The 20,606-nt window shown below is 33.5% G+C and carries 17 protein-coding genes; 10 read left to right on the forward strand and 7 right to left on the reverse strand.

Going from position 1 to position 20,606, the window contains the following annotated elements; translation table 11 throughout:
- The first annotated feature begins 4 nt into the window (after positions 1-4).
- From HPY57_11175 to malQ, 8 genes are all read left to right on the forward strand, one after another.
- A complete protein-coding gene (locus HPY57_11175; GenBank protein ID NPV12339.1) occupies positions 5-511 on the forward strand; it encodes a hypothetical protein in 507 nt (168 codons plus the stop codon).
- Positions 441-1,037: a glycosyltransferase family 2 protein gene (locus HPY57_11180; GenBank protein NPV12340.1), complete on the forward strand. Its 597-nt coding sequence runs from the start codon at positions 441-443 to the stop codon at positions 1,035-1,037. The genes HPY57_11175 and HPY57_11180 overlap by 71 nt, the downstream gene beginning before the upstream one ends.
- Before the next feature lie 3 nt (positions 1,038-1,040).
- Positions 1,041-1,814 carry a CDP-alcohol phosphatidyltransferase family protein gene (locus HPY57_11185; protein NPV12341.1) on the forward strand — a complete coding sequence of 258 codons (774 nt, stop codon included), beginning with the start codon at positions 1,041-1,043 and terminating at the stop codon, positions 1,812-1,814.
- Positions 1,815-1,920: 106 nt separating this feature from the next.
- A complete protein-coding gene (locus HPY57_11190) occupies positions 1,921-3,363 on the forward strand; it encodes a phosphoglucomutase (protein ID NPV12342.1) in 1,443 nt (480 codons plus the stop codon).
- A gap of 12 nt (positions 3,364-3,375) precedes the next feature.
- A complete protein-coding gene (locus HPY57_11195) occupies positions 3,376-4,698 on the forward strand; it encodes an HAD family phosphatase (protein NPV12343.1) in 1,323 nt (440 codons plus the stop codon).
- Between the two features lie 3 nt (positions 4,699-4,701).
- Positions 4,702-7,473 carry a hypothetical protein gene (locus HPY57_11200; GenBank protein ID NPV12344.1) on the forward strand — a complete coding sequence of 924 codons (2,772 nt, stop codon included), beginning with the start codon at positions 4,702-4,704 and terminating at the stop codon, positions 7,471-7,473.
- 151 nt (positions 7,474-7,624) lie between these two features.
- The gene (locus tag HPY57_11205) at positions 7,625-10,024 is read left to right on the forward strand and encodes a glycosyl transferase family 36 (protein ID NPV12345.1); all 2,400 of its coding nucleotides are present in this window, start codon (positions 7,625-7,627) and stop codon (positions 10,022-10,024) included.
- A 153-nt stretch (positions 10,025-10,177) separates the two neighbouring features.
- Entirely contained in the window at positions 10,178-11,674 is a 1,497-nt protein-coding gene (gene malQ / locus HPY57_11210) for a 4-alpha-glucanotransferase (GenBank protein NPV12346.1), read from the forward strand.
- Positions 11,675-11,786: 112 nt separating this feature from the next.
- On the opposite strand, the gene HPY57_11215 is transcribed toward malQ, so the two are convergent.
- The 7 genes from HPY57_11215 to HPY57_11245 form a co-directional block, all read right to left on the reverse strand.
- A complete protein-coding gene (locus HPY57_11215; protein NPV12347.1) occupies positions 11,787-12,242 on the reverse strand; it encodes a MarR family transcriptional regulator in 456 nt (151 codons plus the stop codon).
- A gap of 24 nt (positions 12,243-12,266) precedes the next feature.
- The gene (locus HPY57_11220) at positions 12,267-12,818 is read right to left on the reverse strand and encodes a cytochrome C554 (protein ID NPV12348.1); all 552 of its coding nucleotides are present in this window, start codon (positions 12,816-12,818) and stop codon (positions 12,267-12,269) included.
- Between the two features lie 186 nt (positions 12,819-13,004).
- The gene (locus tag HPY57_11225; GenBank protein NPV12349.1) at positions 13,005-13,592 is read right to left on the reverse strand and encodes a rhodanese-like domain-containing protein; all 588 of its coding nucleotides are present in this window, start codon (positions 13,590-13,592) and stop codon (positions 13,005-13,007) included.
- 446 nt (positions 13,593-14,038) lie between these two features.
- A complete protein-coding gene (locus HPY57_11230; protein ID NPV12350.1) occupies positions 14,039-15,406 on the reverse strand; it encodes a hypothetical protein in 1,368 nt (455 codons plus the stop codon).
- Between the two features lie 137 nt (positions 15,407-15,543).
- The gene (locus HPY57_11235) at positions 15,544-16,446 is read right to left on the reverse strand and encodes a cytochrome c3 family protein (protein NPV12351.1); all 903 of its coding nucleotides are present in this window, start codon (positions 16,444-16,446) and stop codon (positions 15,544-15,546) included.
- 15 nt (positions 16,447-16,461) lie between these two features.
- On the reverse strand, positions 16,462-17,496 hold the full coding sequence (locus tag HPY57_11240) for a cytochrome C (GenBank protein ID NPV12352.1): 1,035 nt from the start codon (positions 17,494-17,496) through the stop codon (positions 16,462-16,464).
- Position 17,497: 1 nt separating this feature from the next.
- Positions 17,498-18,769 carry a hypothetical protein gene (locus HPY57_11245; GenBank protein NPV12353.1) on the reverse strand — a complete coding sequence of 424 codons (1,272 nt, stop codon included), beginning with the start codon at positions 18,767-18,769 and terminating at the stop codon, positions 17,498-17,500.
- A gap of 299 nt (positions 18,770-19,068) precedes the next feature.
- Here HPY57_11245 and HPY57_11250 point away from each other — a divergent pair, with 299 nt between their 5' ends.
- Together HPY57_11250 and rocD are read left to right on the forward strand one after the other, a co-directional pair.
- Positions 19,069-19,239, forward strand: coding sequence for a hypothetical protein (locus tag HPY57_11250; protein ID NPV12354.1), 171 nt, complete (start codon positions 19,069-19,071; stop codon positions 19,237-19,239).
- Between the two features lie 136 nt (positions 19,240-19,375).
- On the forward strand, positions 19,376-20,581 hold the full coding sequence (gene rocD / locus HPY57_11255; GenBank protein NPV12355.1) for an ornithine--oxo-acid transaminase: 1,206 nt from the start codon (positions 19,376-19,378) through the stop codon (positions 20,579-20,581).
- Positions 20,582-20,606: the final 25 nt, after the last annotated feature.

Genomic DNA, 20,606 nt, shown 5'->3' on the forward strand with positions numbered 1-20,606 from the left:
ATTTATGAGAAACTTAACTTCACTTGACCAAAAAATTCTTTCATTCAAAGTTGAAGATGTATTCAAGGTCGTATCAAATTTCGAAACATATAAAGAATGGTTCCCCGAAGATGCAAAGGTCAATTTAATTAAAATTAATCCAAAAGGAGTTGGATCCATAATTCAAGTCAAAACTGGAATTATAAGTTTTCAAATTGAGATGATGAGAATTATTCCAAATAAAGAAATAATTGTACATTACACAGGAGCTTATGAAGGTGAAGGTATCTGGTATTTCTTTGAAACCGCAAACGGCACAAAACTGATGTATGAAATTGAATTAAAGATAAAGAATCCATTGGTAATTATGCTTAACTTCTTTGTTAATGTTGCAATGCTTCATTCAAAGGTTATGAATAAAATTTTTAATCGGCTTGAAGAATACTTAAATAAAATTTACAATGTTAACTCCAATAGTCTCAATAATAATTCGAACACACAACCAAAAATCTTTTCTTTCACGAGCAATTGATTCGGTCTTAAATCAATCAACAATGAGATGGGAACTCTTGATAATTGATGACGGCAGTGAAGATGGAACAGAAACATTCGTAAAAAAATATTTTTTGATAAATAAAAGAATTAGATATTTTAAGCGTGCTTATAATGGCGAAGTCCCATCGAAAAATTTTGGAATAAAGAATGCCGTTGGTGCTTATATAACTTTTTTAAGACCTCAGGATGAATTTCAGCCAGTTCACATTGAACTGAGACTCAATTATCTTGAACAAAATCCTGAAGTTGATTTAATTACTGGCGGATTAAATCTGGAGAAATTAAGACTTGAGCAACCTGATTATTATCAGCGTCTTCAATCAAAGGAAGACAAAGAATCAATTCTGGGGAACTTAGTCCTTTTTGGTAGACGAAAGGTCTTTGAACTGCTTAGCGGATTTAATGATATCGAATATTACGAAACTGATTTTGTGGTTCGTGCACTCGATCATTTCAATATTAGAAAAGTGGATTTTCCAACATACATAATTCATCTGGATTGATAGATGGATAAACTTCCCCCTTCTGAAAAATTTTTTGATGTATCAGATTACAGCCGACCATTTTCAAGACATCTGGTAAAGTTGGTTATTAACACCAGTCTTACTCCCATTTTCTTTACAACCATTTCACTAATCAGTGGAATTTTAGCAGCAATTCTTATTTATCTTAATAAATTCAATTTTATTATTGCGATTTTAATCTTGCTCAAAAGTTTTTTTGATGCAGTTGATGGAGAACTTGCACGTGCTCGTAATCGTCCTTCTTATGTTGGAAGATTTTATGACTCGGTCGTTGATTTCTTTGTAAACGTTTTAATCTTTTTGAGTCTGGCAATTAGATTTGAAATATCAGCTGTAAAGCTGATTGTTGTAATTATTCTTTTTCATCTTCAAGGCAGTATTTACAATTATTATTATGTTTTGAAACGTCATAAAGCCGGCGGAGACAAAACAAGCAGAATTGATGAAAGAAAAATTGATCAAATTTATCCTTACGATAATCCATTCTGGTTCAAAGTTTTTCATACTCTTTATGTTTGGATTTACAGCTGGCAGGATTTGATAATTCATAAAATTGATTCTGATGCAGAAAATTTAGCTACCATTCCAAATTCTTTTATGACATTGACCTCATTTTTAGGTTTGGGGACTCAGTTATTATTAATTTCCATCTTTATTTTATTCAGTCTGGAAAAATACATTGTTGATTTCTTTATTTATTTTTATTCATTACTGGCGATTGGAGTGATTTTAATCAGGAAAATTTTTTACCATTAAATACGGCACTTAAGAAATAAATAAAGCATAAATTTATTGACGATTAATAATTTTCTTTCCTTCTATCATAAAGTATTTTTGAAAAACAAAAATTAAAATATTTATGATGTACAATAAGAAATCTGGTCAGAAAATAATCTTTGGAACGGACGGATGGCGAGGTTTAATCGATACTGAGATTAATGACGAAACAATTTCCGTAGTTGCTCGAGCCTTTGTTGATTACCTGAACTCAAAAGAGCTGAGCAATACCAAAGTTGCTGTTGCTTACGATGGAAGGCGAAATTCAAAATCTTTTGCGGAAAAATTCAGTCAGGTTTTATCGGCAAATAAAATACATGTTTATTTTAGCGATAAAATCATCCCAACTCCCGTTCTTTCATTCTTTGTTAAAAAGAAATCTTTAAATGCTGGTGTGATGATTACAGCAAGTCACAATCCTCCACAATACAATGGAGTGAAATTCAAAGCACACTATGGCGGACCATTTCTCACGGAAGAAACAAAATCGGTCGAAGAGTTTCTATATCTTAGAAGTTATTCTTACGATCAGTCTAATATTGAAATTGTTGATATGTTTGAGCCTTATTTTCATCACATTTCCCGGCTGATTGATTTCGATAAAATTAGAGAGGCTCGATTATTCCCATTAATTGATTCGATGAGCGGAGCTGGACAGAATCTTATCCAAAAAATTTTAAATGAAAACGGAATTTCAGCTGAAACTATTTTTTCTACTCCAGATGAAAATTTTAATGGCCGACAACCTGAACCAATTGCAAAAAATTTAATTCCCCTCTCTGAGCAGCTAAAATCAACTACCAAATACTCTGTCGGTCTTGCAACAGACGGAGATGCGGATCGTTGTGGAGTTATGCTTGAAAACGGCGAATGGTTAAGCACGCAGGAGACAATTCTTTATTTAATCGATTATATCGTCAACGAACGAAAATTTGATGGACACATAGTAAAAACTTCTTCTGTTACTGATAAAGTATATAGATTTCAAACAGACGAAAGAAAAGTTTTTGATGTTCAGGTAGGTTTCAAATATATCTGTGAAAAAATGATCAATGAGGATATTGCGATTGGATGCGAAGAAAGCGGCGGATTTGGTTTTAAGTTTCATATTCCAGAAAGAGATGGAATTCTATCATCTCTTTTTATTCTTGAAATGCTGGCAAATTCTGGTTTGAGAAAAATGTCGGAGTTTGTAGCTATAAAGAGAAGAGAATTCGGCAAGATTTTTTACGACCGTATTGATCTTGATTTTGAAAGACCTGACAGACTGAAAAAACTTCCAGCAATATTTAAAAATCCTCCTGAAAGAATTGGAAACTTTGAAGTCAAAAAAATTGAATCTTTTAATAGCAGTCACGATGAAATTAATGGATTAAAATTTTATCTCTCAGGCGAAAATCATTGGCTTCTAATTCGTGCATCGGAAACTGAACCCATAATCAGATTTTACGCTGAAGCAAATTCTGATGAAGAAGTCAAAGAAATTCTAAACTCAGGAATTGACTTAATTGAAAAAACACAGACATAATTCGGAGAACCTGTGAACATAAAAATTATAAATTCACAAGAAGCATCTGAGAATTTGCTTTCTCTCTCAGACGAATTTGTAATAATTAAAAATCCTGATTTTATTTTCCCCGGTTATGAAGTCGTTCCACTGGCAAAAAAAATTTTTAATCCTGAGAATTTCATTGCTGCGGTTATGGATATGGATGGAACGACAACTACAACAGAAGAACTCTGTGTTGAATCTCTTGAATTTATGATCAGGAAAATGTCAGGATTATTAACCAGAGATCAATGGATTGGACTAAATGAAAAAGATTATCCAAATGTTATTGGAAACAGCACAACAAAACATGTTGAGTATTTAATTAACACTTACAGAAGTTTGATCAAATTTGAAGAGACGATTAATTCATTTGTTAGTTCGATTATCTGGACTTTAAGAAAAGGAAGATCTGAACAACGAAAAAACGAAGTTAAAGACCTATTGAAGAGTTTTGATATTGAAAATGCTTTTGAAAATTTCTTAATCAATTTGAATGAAGAAAAAATTTCAAATGAGAATTTCAAAAATCTTGCAAATAATATTCTCAATCGTATTAATCTGAACGATACCTCTACTCTCACAAAAATTGGAATTGAGATTTATTATCAACATTATCATCAATATCTCTTGAATTTATCTTCGGGTCAAAGAAGCTCAAAAAAATTAATTGAACCTTTGCCGGGAGTTGCAATTACCTTGAGTTTAATCAAAGGTCTGCTCGGCGAAGAAGCAGAAAAACTCTCTGACAAATTGATTGAAGAATATAAAAGAAAAAACCCGCAGACCAATTTGCAAATAGACTTTAATGAAGCAAAAAATAAATTGAAAAAACTCGGAACTTATTTTGAAAGTAATCCAGTTAAAACTGCCGTTGTCACATCATCTATTTTTTATGAAGCTGACATTGTCTTAACTGAAGTATTTGATCAAATAAAACAAGAAATAAAAGACTGGAATATTTCTTCTGAACGGAAGGAAAAAATCATAAATAAATTCTCTTCTTATCAAAATTTTTACGACGCTGTTGTAACCGCAACCGATGCATACGAATTTCGATTAAAACCGCATAGAGATCTTTATAGTATTGCATTGCATAAACTCGGTATCTCAAAGAAAGATTTTTCAAAAGTTATAGGATTTGAAGATAGTCAGTGTGGAACAATTGCTATTCGAGCTGCTGGAATTGGATGTTGTATTGCTGTCCCATTTCCGCAAACGAGCGGTCACGATCTTCAAGCAGCCTCTTACATATTGTGGAATGGGTTGCCAGAATTCGTAATAAAACTTAATTGTCTTTCAAGAATTGGGTGAACTATGAAAATATCAGAGAGAGTTTTTCATGTAATTTCAAACACACATTGGGATCGTGAATGGCGGTTTCCTTTTCAGATAAACCGCCAGATGCTTGTGAATATGATTGACAGAGTAATAGAAATTTTAGAAACCGAGCCGCGTTACAAAGCTTTTCATCTTGATTCGCAATCAATTGTGATTGAAGATTATCTGGAAATTAAACCGCACAAGAGAGAAATAATTTCAAAACTTGTAAAAGAAAAAAGACTATTTATCGGTCCATGGTTTGTCTTGCCCGATGAATTTCAAGTTGGTGGAGAAAATTTAATTCGTAATCTCTTGATTGGTCACAAAATTTGTAATGAGATTGGCCGGGTAAGTAAAACTGGATATTCACCTTTTTCATGGGGACAAATTTCTCAACTGCCTCAAATTTATGCGAACTTTGGTATTGACTTCGTAATGTTTTATAGAGGTGTAAATTCACTCGATTCACCAAAAGCAGAATTTATCTGGGAAGGAGCTGACGGTACTAAATTGCTTGCATCAAGATTTTCTACAATGCCGAGATACAATTTTTATTTTTATATCTATCGTCCAGTTCTGTTTAATGAATTCCCTTCAACAATTAAATTTGATTGGAATAGAGAAAGTTTGCTCTTTCATTTTGCTGATCAAAATTTCTTTACACAAGATTACTTTAATCCCAAACCGGCTCAAACCTATTTCCCCGAAAATATCAAACCGCAAGTTGAAAAAATTATCCGTGATCAAGCCGATGACTTTACAACTCCACACATAATATGGATGGAAGGTCACGATTCAAGCGGACCGCACATTGGAACTGTCAAAATCATTGAAGACATCAAAAAAGAATTTCCTGAACTGAATGTAATTCACAGTACATTGGAAGATTATGCCGAAGCTGTTAAGCAATCAATTGATACAAAAAAATTAAATCTGGTTAAAGGTGAAAGACGAAGCACTCAATTTGATTTAAGAAGCGGAAATCTTTACGGCTACACAACTTCCGCAAGAATGGATTTAAAGTTAAAAAATTTTGATTGTGAAAGGTGGTTACAGTTCTACGCTGAACCATTTTATAACTTCGCTTCAATTCTCGGATTAGATAGTGACGATCGGTATCTTGAATTAGCATGGAAATTACTCGTCCAAAACTCATCTCACGACTCAATCGGCGGATGTAGTCTTGATCAAGTTCATGAAGATATGATCAATCGTTTCAAACAGGTGAAAGAAATTTCAACTGGATTAATCTCAAAAGCTTTACAATTCATTATCTCGAATGGCGATTTTGTAGAGAAGAAGAAGAAAGAAGAAAATTACTTGATTTGCTTTAATTCATCTTCTTACGAAAGAACTGAAATTGTACCTTTTGTAATTGATATTCCAATAGAATACGATAAAGGCAGTCTTAAAATTTTTGATTTAAATGATAAAGAAATGGAAGTTCAAATCTCAAGAATTGAAAATGCTCAACAGGTTCTCGAGCAAATGATTGATCGTCCAATGTTTGTTGATGTAAAAAGATATTTCGGATATCTTGAACTAAAATCAATTCCACAGATTGGATTTAAAACTTTTAAAGTCATTCCTTCTGACAAAAAAATTAGTAATGAAAAAATTGCTAAGTATAATCGTGGAAAATTAGTTGTAGAGAATGAGCATTTAAAAATTTCAATCAACAAAAACGGGACATTCAATCTTTTAGACAAAAGTTTACGATTTGAGTTCAAAAATCTTGGTTACTTTTTAGATGAAGGTGAATCAGGACACGCTTGGGTACACAAATCAGAAAAGCCCATTGTCACAACTCTTAAATCAAATCCCAAAATCAAATTAATTGAAAACGGAAACTTATTCGCAAAAGTTCTAATTCAGCACAAGTTCAAAATTCCAGAAAGGAGAATGAAAATCTTTTCTGGAAAAGAAGTCAAAACAAAAAGTTTTACTATTCCAATTGATGTGGAACTGACTTTATCTAAGTATTCAAAAAGAGTTGATTTAAAGATTGATTTAAAAAATGACGGTGAAAATCATCGATTGAGAATTTTATTCCCATCAGGAATTGAAGCTAAGTATCATTTTGGTGAAGGACAGTTTGATGTAGTTCAAAGAGAAATCAAAAGAATTGATGCGAGCAATTGGATTGAACAACCAATGTATGATTTTCCACTACACAATTTTGTTGATGTAAATGACGGTGATAAAGGACTTGCTCTTTTAGTCGATGGATTAAAAGAATATGAAGTCTATGATGATAAAAATCGGACTATTGCTTTAACATTGCTTCGTGCTTTTAGTTATGTCATAGTTCCATCTTCAACGGAAGAATATTTAGAAATGAAAGGCTCGCAATGCCTCGGAAAACATAGTTTCAGAATTTCTGTTTATCCACATTCAGGTAATTGGGATGATGGTAAAGTTTTTCCAGAAGCAATCAAATTCAATCAGCCATTACTATTAATTGAAACAAATAAGCTTACTGAAAATCTTTTGAATGATGTTTCTTTAATCAATATTAAACCAGATAATTTAATTTTCAGTTGTTTCAAAAAAGCAGAAGATAATAATGGATTTGTATTGCGTGTTTACAATCCAACCGAAAAATCGATCGACGGAGAGATTTCATTTAAATGGAATTTAAAATCAGCAGAACTGGTCACTCTTGAAGAAAAGTCAATACAACCCATTAATTTTGTAGGTAGTAAGCTAAAAATTAATGTCGTTCCGAAAAAAATAATCTCTTTAAAAGTTCAATTTGAAAAATAAAAATTCTGTTCTTTTGAGAGTTGAGAGCACCTGAATTAAACAAACAAGTAATGACTTAAGTCTTATTATTCAGAAGGTAAATAAAAATAAACCTGTCTTTTATTTCAAAATATTTCGATAAAGAAAATTGTAAACTCAAAGGGTGAAAAATATGTTCAAAAACAAGTACGGTTATTTCACAAAGGATTTTAGAGAATTTGTAATTACAAATCCAAGAACTCCTCGTCCATGGTTTAATTACATCTGGAATGAAGAATATGGCGGATTAATTTCGCACACTGGCGGCGGATTTAGTTTCTTAATAAGTCCAAGAGATAATCGATTAACAAGAATGCGTTATAATTGTCTTCCGTGGGATAGACCTGGACGATATGTGATTATCAAAGACAAAGAAACAAATGAATACTGGTCGCTCAGTTGGGCACCAACAATTGATAGAGATTATGACAAATATGAATGCCATCATGGTCAGGGTTATACAAAGATCATAACTGAAATTGAAGGTATCAGAGGTGAAATAACTTATTTTGTTCCACAGGATACTAATGCTGAAATCTGGCGAGTGAAATTAACAAACCTTAAAAAGAAAGTTCGCAATCTCGAAATTTATTCCTTCGTCGAGCTTCTAATGGGCAATGCATTAAACGATCTAATTAATCAACCAAACGATAAACACTTTACTGAAATTTATTTCGACAAAAAACATTCAGCTCTTGTTGCAACTCGTCGTTACTGGGTTTTGAATAGACGAGTTTCTGTTGAACAGCCGAATTTAGATTGGAAATATCGAATCGTATTTACAACCACTTTACCTGTGTCCGGATTTGACAGCAGTTTGGATGCATTCATTGGACGCTGGCGTTCCGAGGCAAATCCCGAGGCAATTGAAAAAAGCAAAATGAACAATACTGAAATAACCGCTGGCGATCCTGTAGCAGCACTTCAATCTAAAATAAAATTAAAAGCACTGGAAGAAATTGAATTTGCTGTAATAATGGGCGTCGCTCCTAAGTCAGAAGATCCGTTTGAACATTTGAAAATCAGTCAATTAAAAAATCTAAATGTGATCGATGAAAAATTTAATCAATTAAAAAATTACTGGGATGAATATCTATCAGCAATTAAAGTCAAAACTCCAGAAGAAAAGTTTAATTTAATGTTGAATGTATGGAATCCATATCAAGCTGCTGTTACTTTTGATATGGCAAGAAATGCTGGTTACTATCATGGCGGACTTTTGTTTGGAACTGGTATGCGAGATCAATTTCAAGACATCTTAGGAATGGTTATTACTCATCCCGAAAGAGTACGAAAACGAATTCTTCAAGCTTTAAGATTTCAATTCAGTGATGGTTCTACTTTACACAATTTCTTCAAGCTTACCGATTGGGGAGAAAAGACCAATCACTCAGATACACCACTCTGGATTCCATTTGGAATTGTTGAATACTTAAACGAAACCGGCGATCTTTCTATTCTTGATGAAATTGTTCCTTATTACGATAAAGGTGAAGCAAATGTCTATGAACATATGGTCAATGCAATTGATTATTGTATATCTCAAACAACGCCGAGAGGTTTGCCAAAAATAATGAATGGTGATTGGAACGATACCTTAGATAAAGTTGGACCAGAAGGAAAAGGCGAAACCATCTGGGGTGCTTTCTTCCTCGCTTACGTAATTCGCAAAACTTTTGAGTTGCTTGAATTTCGTAATGACAAAAAAACTCTCGAAAGATGGAAAAAAGTCTATAACAATATTGGAAAAGTTGTAAATGAAATAGCCTGGGATGGTGATTGGTATATCCGTGCATTTAAAGATAATGGTGAACCAATAGGAACTCATAAAGCTGAACAGGGAAAGATCTTTATAAACTCTCAGAGCTGGTCAATTATTTCAGGATTGGCAACAAAAGAAAGAGCTAATCGTTGCATTAAATCAGTGAAAAAATATTTATTGCGGGAAAATGGCGTCCAAATTGTTGCACCCGCATATCGTAAAGTTGAAGAGGATGTTGGTCTGATAAGCAGATGCGTTCCCGGTAAAAAAGAGAATGGAGCTATTTTTAATCATGCTTCAAGCTGGTTTGTTCTTGCCGCAATTCTTAATGGTGAAGTTGATTTGGCTTTTGATGTATATATGCGAATGAATCCTTTAAACAGTTCAAATCGAATTGATAGATATGAAGTCGAACCATATATTTATGCGGAATATGTAACAAGTCCCGAACATGAGACAGAAGGTCAGGCAAGTCATTCCTGGTTAACTGGAACTGCCGTCTGGATGTTAAGAATTGGACTTGATCACATTCTTGGTTTCAAGACTTCATTAAAAGGAATTACAATTGATCCTCACATTCCATCTCGCTGGAAAGAATTTACTGCTGAAAGAAAATTCAGAGGTAAAATAATAAGATTGCAAGTTGTCAACCCAGACGGAAAAACAACAGGTATCCGAAAGATGATGATTAATAATGAACCTGTTAAAGATAATTTTATTGATGTAACTAAATACCCTAATCATAAAATTGATGTCTGGGTGATGATTTAATTCAAAAAAGATGGTTGAATAATTTGTAAACAAAAGACTAAATAAATCAGAAATAATTCAAGTATATTGAAAAGTACTTTTTAGTTATTTTTTGAAAGTTATCTCAGCTTTACTAAAATTTATTTAGAAAAACACTTAAGAGGAATATTGAATATGCAATTTGAAAGATCAGCAGGAATTTTATTACATCCCACTTCATTGCCTTCAAAATTTGGAATTGGTGATCTGGGAAAAGATGCTTATCGATTTATTGACTTCTTAGCTGAAACTAAACAGAAGTTATGGCAAATCCTTCCACTCGGTCCAACGAGTTTTGGAGACTCTCCGTATCAATGTCTTTCTGCTTTTGCTGGTAATCCACTTTTGATAAGTTTCGAAAAACTTGTCGAAGATGGGATATGTTCAGAAAAAGTTTTGCAAGATGTTCCCGAATTTCCAGAAGATAAAGTTGTTTATGGCGATGTAATTGAATACAAGTACGAAGTTCTTGATTTGATTTATGAAGAATTTAAGACATCCGGAAATAATTTAATTCACAAATTGTATCAGGATTTTTGTGAAAAAGAAAAAGATTGGCTTGATGATTATTCTTTATTTATTGCATTAAAAGATCATCACGATGGAAAACCATGGAACGAATGGGAAAAAGAAATCTCCCAAAGAAACATTTCTGCCGTTAAACATTACAAAAAACTTTTAAAAGACGAAATTGAATATCACAAGTTCGTTCAGTTTTTATTTTTCAAACAATGGCTTGAATTAAAATCTTATGCAAATTCAAAGGGAATAAAAATCATTGGTGATTTGCCAATTTTCGTTGCATTTGATTCCGCAGATGTCTGGGTCAATCGACATTTATTTGAAGTCAGTGCTGATGGGAAGCCATTATTTATTGCTGGAGTTCCACCAGATTATTTTTCACCAACGGGACAACGCTGGGGAAATCCACATTACAAATGGGATGTAATGGAAAAAGATGATTATCTCTGGTGGCGCAAAAGAATTACATCTTTACTTAAAATGACTGACATCATAAGGATTGACCACTTCAGAGGTTTTTACAACTATTGGAAAATTCCAGGTGAGGCACCAACAGCAGAAAAAGGTGAATGGGTACTCGGACCTGGTGAAAAATTCTTTTCAACTCTTGAAAAATACTTTGGTAAATTACCCATCATCGCCGAAGATCTTGGAATACTTGTTCCTGAAGTTTATCAGTTGCGAGATAAGTTTGGTTTTCCTGGAATGAAAATTCTCCAATTTGCATTTGGAACAAATGGCGAGAAAAAATTTCTTCCTCACAATTATGTCAGAAATTGTGTTGTCTATACAGGTTCCCATGATAACGATACAACTTTGGGCTGGTGGAATTCAATTCAAAATGATGGAACTGATACAAAAGAATTTTTCCTACAATATTCTGGCTCAAATGGAAACGATATTTGCAAAGATATGATCAGACTTGCTTACTCTTCAATTGCAGATATAGTTATTATTCCATTGCAAGATTTTCTGCGTCTCGGTTCAGATGCTCGGATGAATTTTCCTGGAAAACCAGATGGCAACTGGGCTTGGCGTTTTAAGTGGGATCAAATCACAAACGAACTTATTGAAGAGATAAAAACATTTGTAAAAATTTTTGAAAGATAATTTCCTTTTAACACTTAATTTTCTTCTTGCCCGTTAAGTTTGATCAAACAAAAAAGCGAAGCAATTTTATCTGCTAAATTCTAGATAAAACTGCTTCGCTCTAAAATTCTTTTTAACTCTTACTTATCCATTTTTCCAATGCAGAAAGAAGATGAGTCATTGCTGTAATTAATGGCTCATGTTGATCACGCTCAATATTTTCCAGAATTTCCTTATGAATCTGAGTATAATCATCATTCATCTTTTTCACGAATTCAACACCTTTTGGCGAAAGATACAATCTCATATTTCTTCTATCGAGTGGATCAATCTCACGGACAACAAATCCTTTTTGAACAAGTCCATCAATAATTCTTGTCAATCTGCTCGCACTCAGTCTTAAACGATTAGCGATTTCACGGTTATTAATAATTTCACCTTCCTGCATACTCTTCAAGCATCTAAATTCTGCTTGAGTAAGATTATGTGCCTTTGCCAGCCTCTCCTCTTTTTCGTGACAGCTTGCAAGAAGTCTGAAGGTAAGATCGGCTAAATTCCGTGCTGTCACATCGAGTTCATCTTTATTCATTTTATCCTCCCTACAAAATAAAATTTAGTTTTTAGGAACCGGGTGTTTTATTTTTTCCCAGGCTTCATCAAAATTTATTTCTTTGTATGTTGGGCTCTCAGGATTATGACATTTCACACATAAGTCCTTATAATTTTCATAAATTATTAATCCATTCTTCACAGCCTCTTCACGATTCTTCATAACTTTCATATCCTTATAATCTGAACCAGGACCATGACAGGTTTCACACTGAACTCCATCTTCAATCTTAAATTTTTTACCTAAGAGACTTGCATCTACATCATATCCGGAAGCATGGCATTTTAAGCAGGCTTCAGTTTTTGCAGCAGGAGTTTCAAAACCTTTTTCTTTTGCAATTCGATCAGCCTCTTCGGTCAATAAAGTTTGATAGGCTTTTGAATGTGCTGAATTTTTCCATATATCGAGCTGCTTACCTTGTTTATCAGTCTTATGACACATACCGCAAGCTTCGGCACCTATGTAACCATGTTTTTTAGGTTCATCTTGTAATTTAAATCCAGCAAAGAGCAAAATTAAACTAAAGAAAAGAGTTAATATGAGGAATTTTTTCATTTTTGACCTCCGATTTTGTTAAAATTTGTTGTTAAAAAACTTTTTGTTTGGATTAACCATTCCAATTTCAAAAATCTTACTACTCAAATTTAATCATAATTTTCAAAATTTTAGCCCATTAACAAATCAATTTTATAAAAAAATATGGGAGGAGTAAAAAACACTCCTCCCTTTTTTTAAAACAAGTTATTGTCCAGTCACATAAGGATAATTCATTATATCTGTATTCGGATTAAATCTTGTTCCTGGCATTTGATCATAAATCATTGCATTTGTTCCATAAATCAATGATTTAGCGTCATAACCAAGAACTCGCAAGAAAGCAACAACTTGAGCACTTGTTTGACCAGTGTAACAATAAACGACAACTGGTTTATTTGTTGGCAATGTCTTCAAATAAGTTGTGGATTTCAGATCGCTTCTTGGAGTGTATTGAACAGCACCAGGAATATGACCCTGATTATAATGATCAACTGGCCAGTAATTAACAATATAATATCCACTTAGATTTGTGAAAACACCACTGTGACTAATTTTTGCAGGATCCCAACCAGCGGTTAAAAGTTCTTTTACTCTTGCTTCTAAAATTTCTGGACCAGTTTTCTTTCCTGTATTGATTGAAGGAAGATCTCCAGGCTGATTTTTTGATGCAGCTTGAGTTGTAAATTGTGAAGCTCTTGAGTTACCTATATTTGCTAACCAATATCCCTCTGCAAATACTTGATGCCAGGAGCTCATTCCATATTTAAGAGAAAAGACATTATTATAACCCATTAATCTCAAAAGTCCTGTTACATATCCTGCTGATTGACCAGCGTAGCAGGTTATTACAATTTTATCATAATTAGAAGTATTTAAGGTTTTAATATGATCCAGAACTTTTGGAATGTCTACTCTATGCGCCCCAGCAATATGACCTTTATTAACAAATGTTGCTGAGTCTCGCACATCGATTATATAAATTTTTGAAGGATTATTTTGTAAATAAGTATAAACATCACTTGCTGATATAATTGCTGGACAACTTGTTGAATTGATGTAATCACCGCCAGGACCTTCAAGGTATTCAAGAAGTACTTGAGCCTCGTTAATTGGAGTTTCGGGCTCAGAAGATTTTTCTTTACAACCATTTGTAAAAGAAACAAGAATTAGAACTAGTAATAATGCTAAGAGTTTTTGTAATTGCTTCATAATTTTTCTCCCTATTTTTTGTTTAACATTTAATTATTAACTCCCCAGCTTGCTGGAAGCTTTCCATCCACAGTTACTGATCTGCTTGCTTCCTTTTCCCAATCAAGCAAGTCTGAGTTGAATAGATACAATTCTTTGTTTCTAAATGTATTTCCTTCTTTTATTATGTGACAATTATCATAGCAAGGTTTACCAGGCGAAACTTGTGTTCTGCTGGTCCACCTCTGTATGTTATGAGGTGTTGCATATTTATAAGTAGGTCTAACAGCAAAATTTGGAAGATTCGAAACTCCATATAAACTCCAGCTGTCTGGAGCCATAAGAGAACGTCTTAAAGTTGCATATTTATATGGTTTGGTTTCTGGAATTGGATTAATTCCAATTTTAAATGACTGATATGATGGTATTCTCGCACCCTCACCACCAACGTGACAGCTTCCACAATTATTATAATTTTGTGAATGACAGACGTTACAATTGAAAGTATTTATATGAACTTGATGATATGCATTGCTTGTTGCAATTCCTGAATGACATTTCTCGCACTTAGGTAAGGAAGGAACTTTATATCTTTGATCATAAATCTTTCCATCCCCGTGTAATTCGTCGGTCGTATGACAACTTAAACATTTAAGTCCTTTTGTTTGATGAACATCCGGAGTGCTTCCCGGTGCCAATCCAAAATACGCATGTGCAACTCTACTCGAATGACAAGCTGTACATTGATTAAGCATATCTGGTTTAGTGAAATTATGCCCATTCAATAATCCACCACCACCAGCTTTCGGACGGTTCACATGACAATCACCACATCCACCGTGACATTTTGCACAATTAATTTTATAACCATCTTTTAATTGTGAAGGTAATTGATCAAACTTAGCTGGTAAATCGTTTACATTAGTATATACAAAACCATATCTTAGAACAACCATACTCTTTTGACCCCAGCCATTATGGATATTATTATGAGCTTTTGAAACAATACTCGGATGGCAAGAAGCACATTTTTCCATTGCTTCTTCTGAAGGATGTCTTATAAAATCTCCAGAATGTGCAAGTCGCTTATCGCCAGTATTATCTACACCATTATGACAACTTGTGCAAGGAATTTTTCCATGTGTTGAAGCTTTAAAAGCCCTATATCCATCTCCACCCATAAAGACACGATCATAAGGTTCAATGTGGGGAATTTCGCCACCACAACCACCACCTGCAGAAACTGTATCTGGTGAATAAACCTTCTTCAAGTATTCATAGTTGGTGTGACAACCTTCACAGGAATTGACAGAAAGTTCTTGTTGAACACTTGTTGGAGTTTTTGGTTCTTCACCGCAACCAAAAATTAATACACTAAAAAAGATAATAATCAGCAATGAAATAAAATTTTGTTTCATATTATTTTCCTCCGGGGAATTTTTTAGGTGGGTTACAAAATTTCTAAAATGAATTTCCTTTCGAAACATCCTCAGCACAAAGATTATGAGAAAAATAAACTGAGAGGATTGAACCTGGATCAATCCTCTCTTAAAAATTAACGTTCTATTTCAATGTTAAACACATTAATTTTTCCATTAATGTGTTTTTCTTTATCGATAATTCGACCCTGATAATCAACAACTCCTGGATGGCAATTAGCACAAGGATTATTATTTAAGTCTGTTAAAGATGAATTAATATGACCAATTGGCGATGGATCAGTTTCGGACTTACCATGACAGCTGTTACATTTCAAATATGTTCCATCAACAACATTCCAAATAGGATTCGAGTTGTTTCCAATCATTGCATCTTGAGTATAAGCAAATGGATAAGAACTTTCAGACTTTGTAAATCTAAAATTGCCGTGGCAGTAAGTATTAGAACAGGAAATTTGATTGTAATTATAAACTGGTTGATTAGTTGGACTAGTACCTTTCACAGCAAGTCCAGTAAAGATAATTTCCGCCGAGGGACTTCCATCAATATGCCCCGCATCAGAAAAACCTCGCGGAATCGTATGGCACACAGAACATTCCACAGCACTGCCTATTGATTGACCTCCCAAGTGTTTCGTGTGTGCACCAACTCCACGAGAAGTTTCAGAAATTCCTCCGCTCAAGTCTCTCGGCGGCGCAATTTGTAATGGATTTGCAAAATCACCATGACAGGTATTGCAAGCTTCAGGTCCGCCTGGTTGTTTATGACATTCAAGACAGGAAGCATTTGCAGTTCCGCCAGTGTAATTTACGGCATGGCATTGTTGACAATATTTCAAATCCCAGTTCATCTGAGCGACTAACTTTCCATGAAAATTGGGCGATGAAGGATTATTCACACCCTCTTTGTGTAAAGATATTGGTGCTGGTGTTGTAATATCCGATTTTATTTCGCTGCACGAAATAAATGCTATTGAGAGAAATAACAAACTTGAATAAAGTAAAATTATCTTTTTCATAGTTCATTCACTTTTTTATTTCTTTGGAATATGACAGGTAATACAAACTGGATCCTGTCCCTGCACATCATGACAAGAAATGCATCTTTCAATATCTCTTCTTGCAAGTTTTGCATGTTCTCCGCCATCAGTACCAGGAAACTTCACAAAGTTTGGTGATAAGTGAGAAGACGGTAGCGCTCCTCCTAATGAAATATCTCCACCAGTTGCACTATGACAATTCACACAAAAAGTTTCTATTTCATGGCAAGTCTGACATTGTGCGTTCTTACCTTTCAAATCCATTCCATGAGTAAAACGATAATTTAAATCATGAACTCGAGTGACTTGCTGCTGTTTTGTTCCATCAATAAAATTATCAGGCACAAATGGTTGATAAAAATCGTTCGGTGCATTCGATTCATTTAGAACTTTTGTTCCAACATGACAGCTTTCACAGGAATTATTATCATGACACATTACACAATTTGCATTTGGCTTGGAAGCAAGGAATTTATGAAACTTGACAAAATCTGTTTTTTGATGGTCAGCTGGAATGAGATTAGCCGTTGTAATATGACAGGCTTCGCATGCATTGGTTACATTCTTTTTATCATTATGACAGGTGTAGCAATTTTCCATCTTAGGATTAACTAGAGCCGATTCAAAGCTGTAATCAACTTCCGTCAAACCTTTATGACAATCAACGCATTTCTTTCCCTGTTCAAGATGAGATTTATGATTAAAAATTAATTCTGATTTCTTTTGAATTAAAGGCTCTTGAACATTCTCATAATGACAGGTATTGCATCCATCGGTATCATTGACATCATGGCAGCTGGCACAATCATCTTTTACTGGCAATAATCTCATTGATAAACTTGTGGCTTCGGTTACTCCCGAATGACAGCTTTCGCAATCAACAGACTCATGAATTCGATGGGAGAATTTAATTATGTCCTTATTTGTTTTCTTCTCACCAAGTAAATTAGGCAAAGATTGCGAAGCTGTTATAAAAAGGAATAAGAGCGAGATTATTCCAAAACTAAAGTAGTAATTTTTTACTTTCATATTACAACACTTTTAAGTTTGTATTAAACCAGTAATTTATTTTGAATAAAAATCTGAAATCATTTTTGTAGATTTTATTATTCAGATATTGAGCCTGAAGGTCAAACGAGAGAATTCTCCAGGGTCGAATGTTTGTTCCAGCTAAAAAATAAAGAGTTGAATTTTTTAGACTTGATGAAGAAAGTTTATAACTCGAATAACCTAATCCAAGTGACGGAGTCATCAAACCGTTAAACAATCTGTAATTCGAATAGAGAGAAACAGCATCCAACTCGCCGGCATAACCAAAATTCTTTGCATAAGAAACCATTCCAAAAGGAGTCACAACCCCCAGCGAAACCCTTGATGAATTATCATCACTATATTTAACAAGTCCATATTTCCCCGTAAAACTAATCGAACTATTCAATCTATAATTCAACCCAACTTCAATCTCTTGATTATTCTGGACGACAGATTCAAAAATTGTAAAATATGAATTATATCTGATCAAAGGTTCTCGATAAGCGTAATATAAATTCAAACTAAGGTTTCTGAAAAGATTTGCATCTCCCGAAAATTCAAATCTCGAAACCTTGTCAAAATTCAAATCATAGAATAATCTTGAGTTTAATGAAATTTTATTCAAATCATAACCAGCTTCAGCATTAACAAATTCAAATTGAGTGCTTCCTGGTTGAACAAGAACAGTTATGGGGTTTAAGTTCTCATCAAGTCTTGTTGTTAAGTAATTTTCCGAATTATAATTTTTATTGAGATATCCAATTCCTAAAAACAAATTTCCAAATTGACCCTGTAACTTACCGCCAAATAAATAATTATTTCCCCAGTCAGAAATCAGACCAAATTTTTGATAAGCAGGAACATTCCCGCCATAATAACCACTCAATTTTAATTTCCAATATTTGAGATCCAAACTTACACCATCAAAAAGACCACTGGCAACCGAATGATATAACGGCTGTCTACCAATTTTAATTGTTGCAATATTCAAGATATCACGAGCCTCGGCATAAAGATTAAATAAACGCACTCTTGGATCATACTTAATCTTTTTGATTAAATCCTGCTCAACTATGAGGGTAGTTCTTAATGTAAACCAATCTTTATTGAGATTAAATTGCCCGTATTGATAAGATCTTAAAAACTTATTTGAAACATCTTTTGATTCAGCTCTTTCAAAAGTATAGAAAGTTGAAGAAATTCTACCATTAAAATTCTGGGCAAAGATTGGAAGGAATAAGGCAAGTAAAAGAGTAAAGATTTTTCTCATATTCTCTCTTCTATTTTATTAGTCAATAATTTGACAATTATAAATTTTCAAGAATTATTCCACTTTTATTCGTAGTGCATTACCTAAAATTAATCAAAAAAAGTAATTTTTGACAATGTTGATAATTCATTTTTTATCACAATTAAGAATCTTAATTCAGATTTGAAAAACAATCATCAATTGGCAATAATTAAGTATTAAAAAACTGCATTTTCTTCTTTTTTGTTTTCAAACTTTGGACTATATTGCACTCCGAAAAAATTTTTTTAAGAACAGCAAAATTAATTTAAGAGGAAATTATGGCTAAGACATCATCATTTGCTGATAAAGCTGCTAAAGCACAGAAGAAAAAAGATGAATTGATCAATGTAAAAATAGTCGAAGCTTATTTTGACGAAAAGAAAAAATCCTACAAGTTCAAAAACCGTTTCGTTAAAGTTAAAACTTTAGACGAATTAGCAAAAATCTAAACAATCTATCTCCCCTGATTTTTAGTCTCCTTCAAAAGAAATTTTTAGAAGGAGACTTTTTTATTTTAAATCAATTTTCTTCAATTCAATTCATCAAGACCTATTTCTTATCTTTGTAGAAAAAAAGGAGCAATTTATGACCACTCAAGAGTATATCCAGATTGAAGAAAAGTTTGGCGCTCATAATTACCATCCACTTGATGTTGTCATCACAAAAGGCGAAAGAGTATGGGTTTATGATGTTGAAGGAAAAAAATATATGGACTTTCTTTCAGCATATTCAGCAGTAAATCAGGGACATTGTCATCCAAGAATTATCAATGCATTAAAAACTCAAGCTGAAAAAATAACTTTGACTTCAAGAGCTTTTAGAAACGATCAACTTCCACTGCTTGCAAAAGAACTTTGTGAACTGACTGGTTATGAAATGATGCTTCCAATGAATTCAGGTGCAGAGGCCGTGGAAACTGCAATTAAAATGGCTCGAAAATGGGGTTATAAACTTAAAGGTGTAGAAGAAGACAAAGCCGAAATCATTGTTTGTTCAAATAACTTTCACGGAAGAACAACAACTATAGTCTCTTTTTCAACGGAACCACAATACAGAGATGGATTTGGTCCATTTACTCCAGGCTTTGTTATCATTCCATACAATGATGTTGAAGCTTTGAAAAAGGCAATAAATAAGAATACAATCGCGTTCCTTGTTGAACCTATTCAAGGAGAAGCTGGAATTATCATACCTGATGATGGTTATTTGAAAGAAGCATTCGATGTATGTAAAGAAGCAAACATTTTATTTATTGCAGATGAAATACAAACAGGACTCGGAAGAACCGGAAAATTACTTGCTTACGAATATGAAAGTATTAAACCTGATGCTGTCATAATCGGCAAAGCTTTATCAGGTGGAGCTTATCCAGTTTCAGCTGTTTTATCATCGAAAGAAATTCTTGGTGTATTTAAACCGGGAGATCATGGAAGTACATTTGGTGGTAATCCACTTGCTGCAGCAATTGCAAGAGAAGCACTAAAAGTTATTGTGGAAGAAAAATTACCAGAAAGATCTTTTGAGCTTGGAAATTATTTCTTAGAAAAGCTCAGAACAATTCAAAGTAAACATATAAAAGAAATTCGTGGTAAAGGATTATTCATTGGAATTGAGCTTCTGCCTGAAGCAGGCGGCGCAAGAAGATTTTGCGAAGCATTAAAAGAAGAAGGATTACTTTGTAAAGAAACTCACGAAAATGTAATTCGTCTCGCTCCGCCTCTAGTTATTGAAAAGGAAGAAATTGATTGGGCGTTTGAAAAAATTAAAAAAGTCTTAGAGGAATTAAATTAAGAAAGGATTTTAGGTGAGAGTTAAC

It is taken from the genome of Ignavibacteria bacterium (assembly GCA_013177855.1).
Taxonomy (GTDB): domain Bacteria; phylum Bacteroidota; class Ignavibacteria; order Ch128b; family Ch128b; genus Ch128b.

What these genes read in the sequence shown, in the direction of transcription:
- HPY57_11185 (NPV12341.1), top strand. Translation starts at nt 1,041, where the DNA reads ATGGATAAACTTCCCCCTTCTGAAAAATTTTTTGATGTATCAGATTAC.
- HPY57_11205 (NPV12345.1), top strand. Translation starts at nt 7,625, where the DNA reads ATGTTCAAAAACAAGTACGGTTATTTCACAAAGGATTTTAGAGAATTT.
- HPY57_11235 (NPV12351.1), bottom strand. Translation starts at nt 16,446, where the DNA reads ATGAAAAAGATAATTTTACTTTATTCAAGTTTGTTATTTCTCTCAATA.
- HPY57_11220 (NPV12348.1), bottom strand. Translation starts at nt 12,818, where the DNA reads ATGAAAAAATTCCTCATATTAACTCTTTTCTTTAGTTTAATTTTGCTC.
- HPY57_11200 (NPV12344.1), top strand. Translation starts at nt 4,702, where the DNA reads ATGAAAATATCAGAGAGAGTTTTTCATGTAATTTCAAACACACATTGG.
- HPY57_11215 (NPV12347.1), bottom strand. Translation starts at nt 12,242, where the DNA reads ATGAATAAAGATGAACTCGATGTGACAGCACGGAATTTAGCCGATCTT.
- HPY57_11190 (NPV12342.1), top strand. Translation starts at nt 1,921, where the DNA reads ATGTACAATAAGAAATCTGGTCAGAAAATAATCTTTGGAACGGACGGA.
- HPY57_11230 (NPV12350.1), bottom strand. Translation starts at nt 15,406, where the DNA reads ATGAAACAAAATTTTATTTCATTGCTGATTATTATCTTTTTTAGTGTA.
- HPY57_11180 (NPV12340.1), top strand. Translation starts at nt 441, where the DNA reads ATGTTAACTCCAATAGTCTCAATAATAATTCGAACACACAACCAAAAA.
- HPY57_11240 (NPV12352.1), bottom strand. Translation starts at nt 17,496, where the DNA reads ATGAAAGTAAAAAATTACTACTTTAGTTTTGGAATAATCTCGCTCTTA.
- HPY57_11175 (NPV12339.1), top strand. Translation starts at nt 5, where the DNA reads ATGAGAAACTTAACTTCACTTGACCAAAAAATTCTTTCATTCAAAGTT.
- HPY57_11225 (NPV12349.1), bottom strand. Translation starts at nt 13,592, where the DNA reads ATGGGTTATAATAATGTCTTTTCTCTTAAATATGGAATGAGCTCCTGG.
- malQ (NPV12346.1), top strand. Translation starts at nt 10,178, where the DNA reads ATGCAATTTGAAAGATCAGCAGGAATTTTATTACATCCCACTTCATTG.
- HPY57_11245 (NPV12353.1), bottom strand. Translation starts at nt 18,769, where the DNA reads ATGAGAAAAATCTTTACTCTTTTACTTGCCTTATTCCTTCCAATCTTT.
- HPY57_11250 (NPV12354.1), top strand. Translation starts at nt 19,069, where the DNA reads ATGGCTAAGACATCATCATTTGCTGATAAAGCTGCTAAAGCACAGAAG.
- rocD (NPV12355.1), top strand. Translation starts at nt 19,376, where the DNA reads ATGACCACTCAAGAGTATATCCAGATTGAAGAAAAGTTTGGCGCTCAT.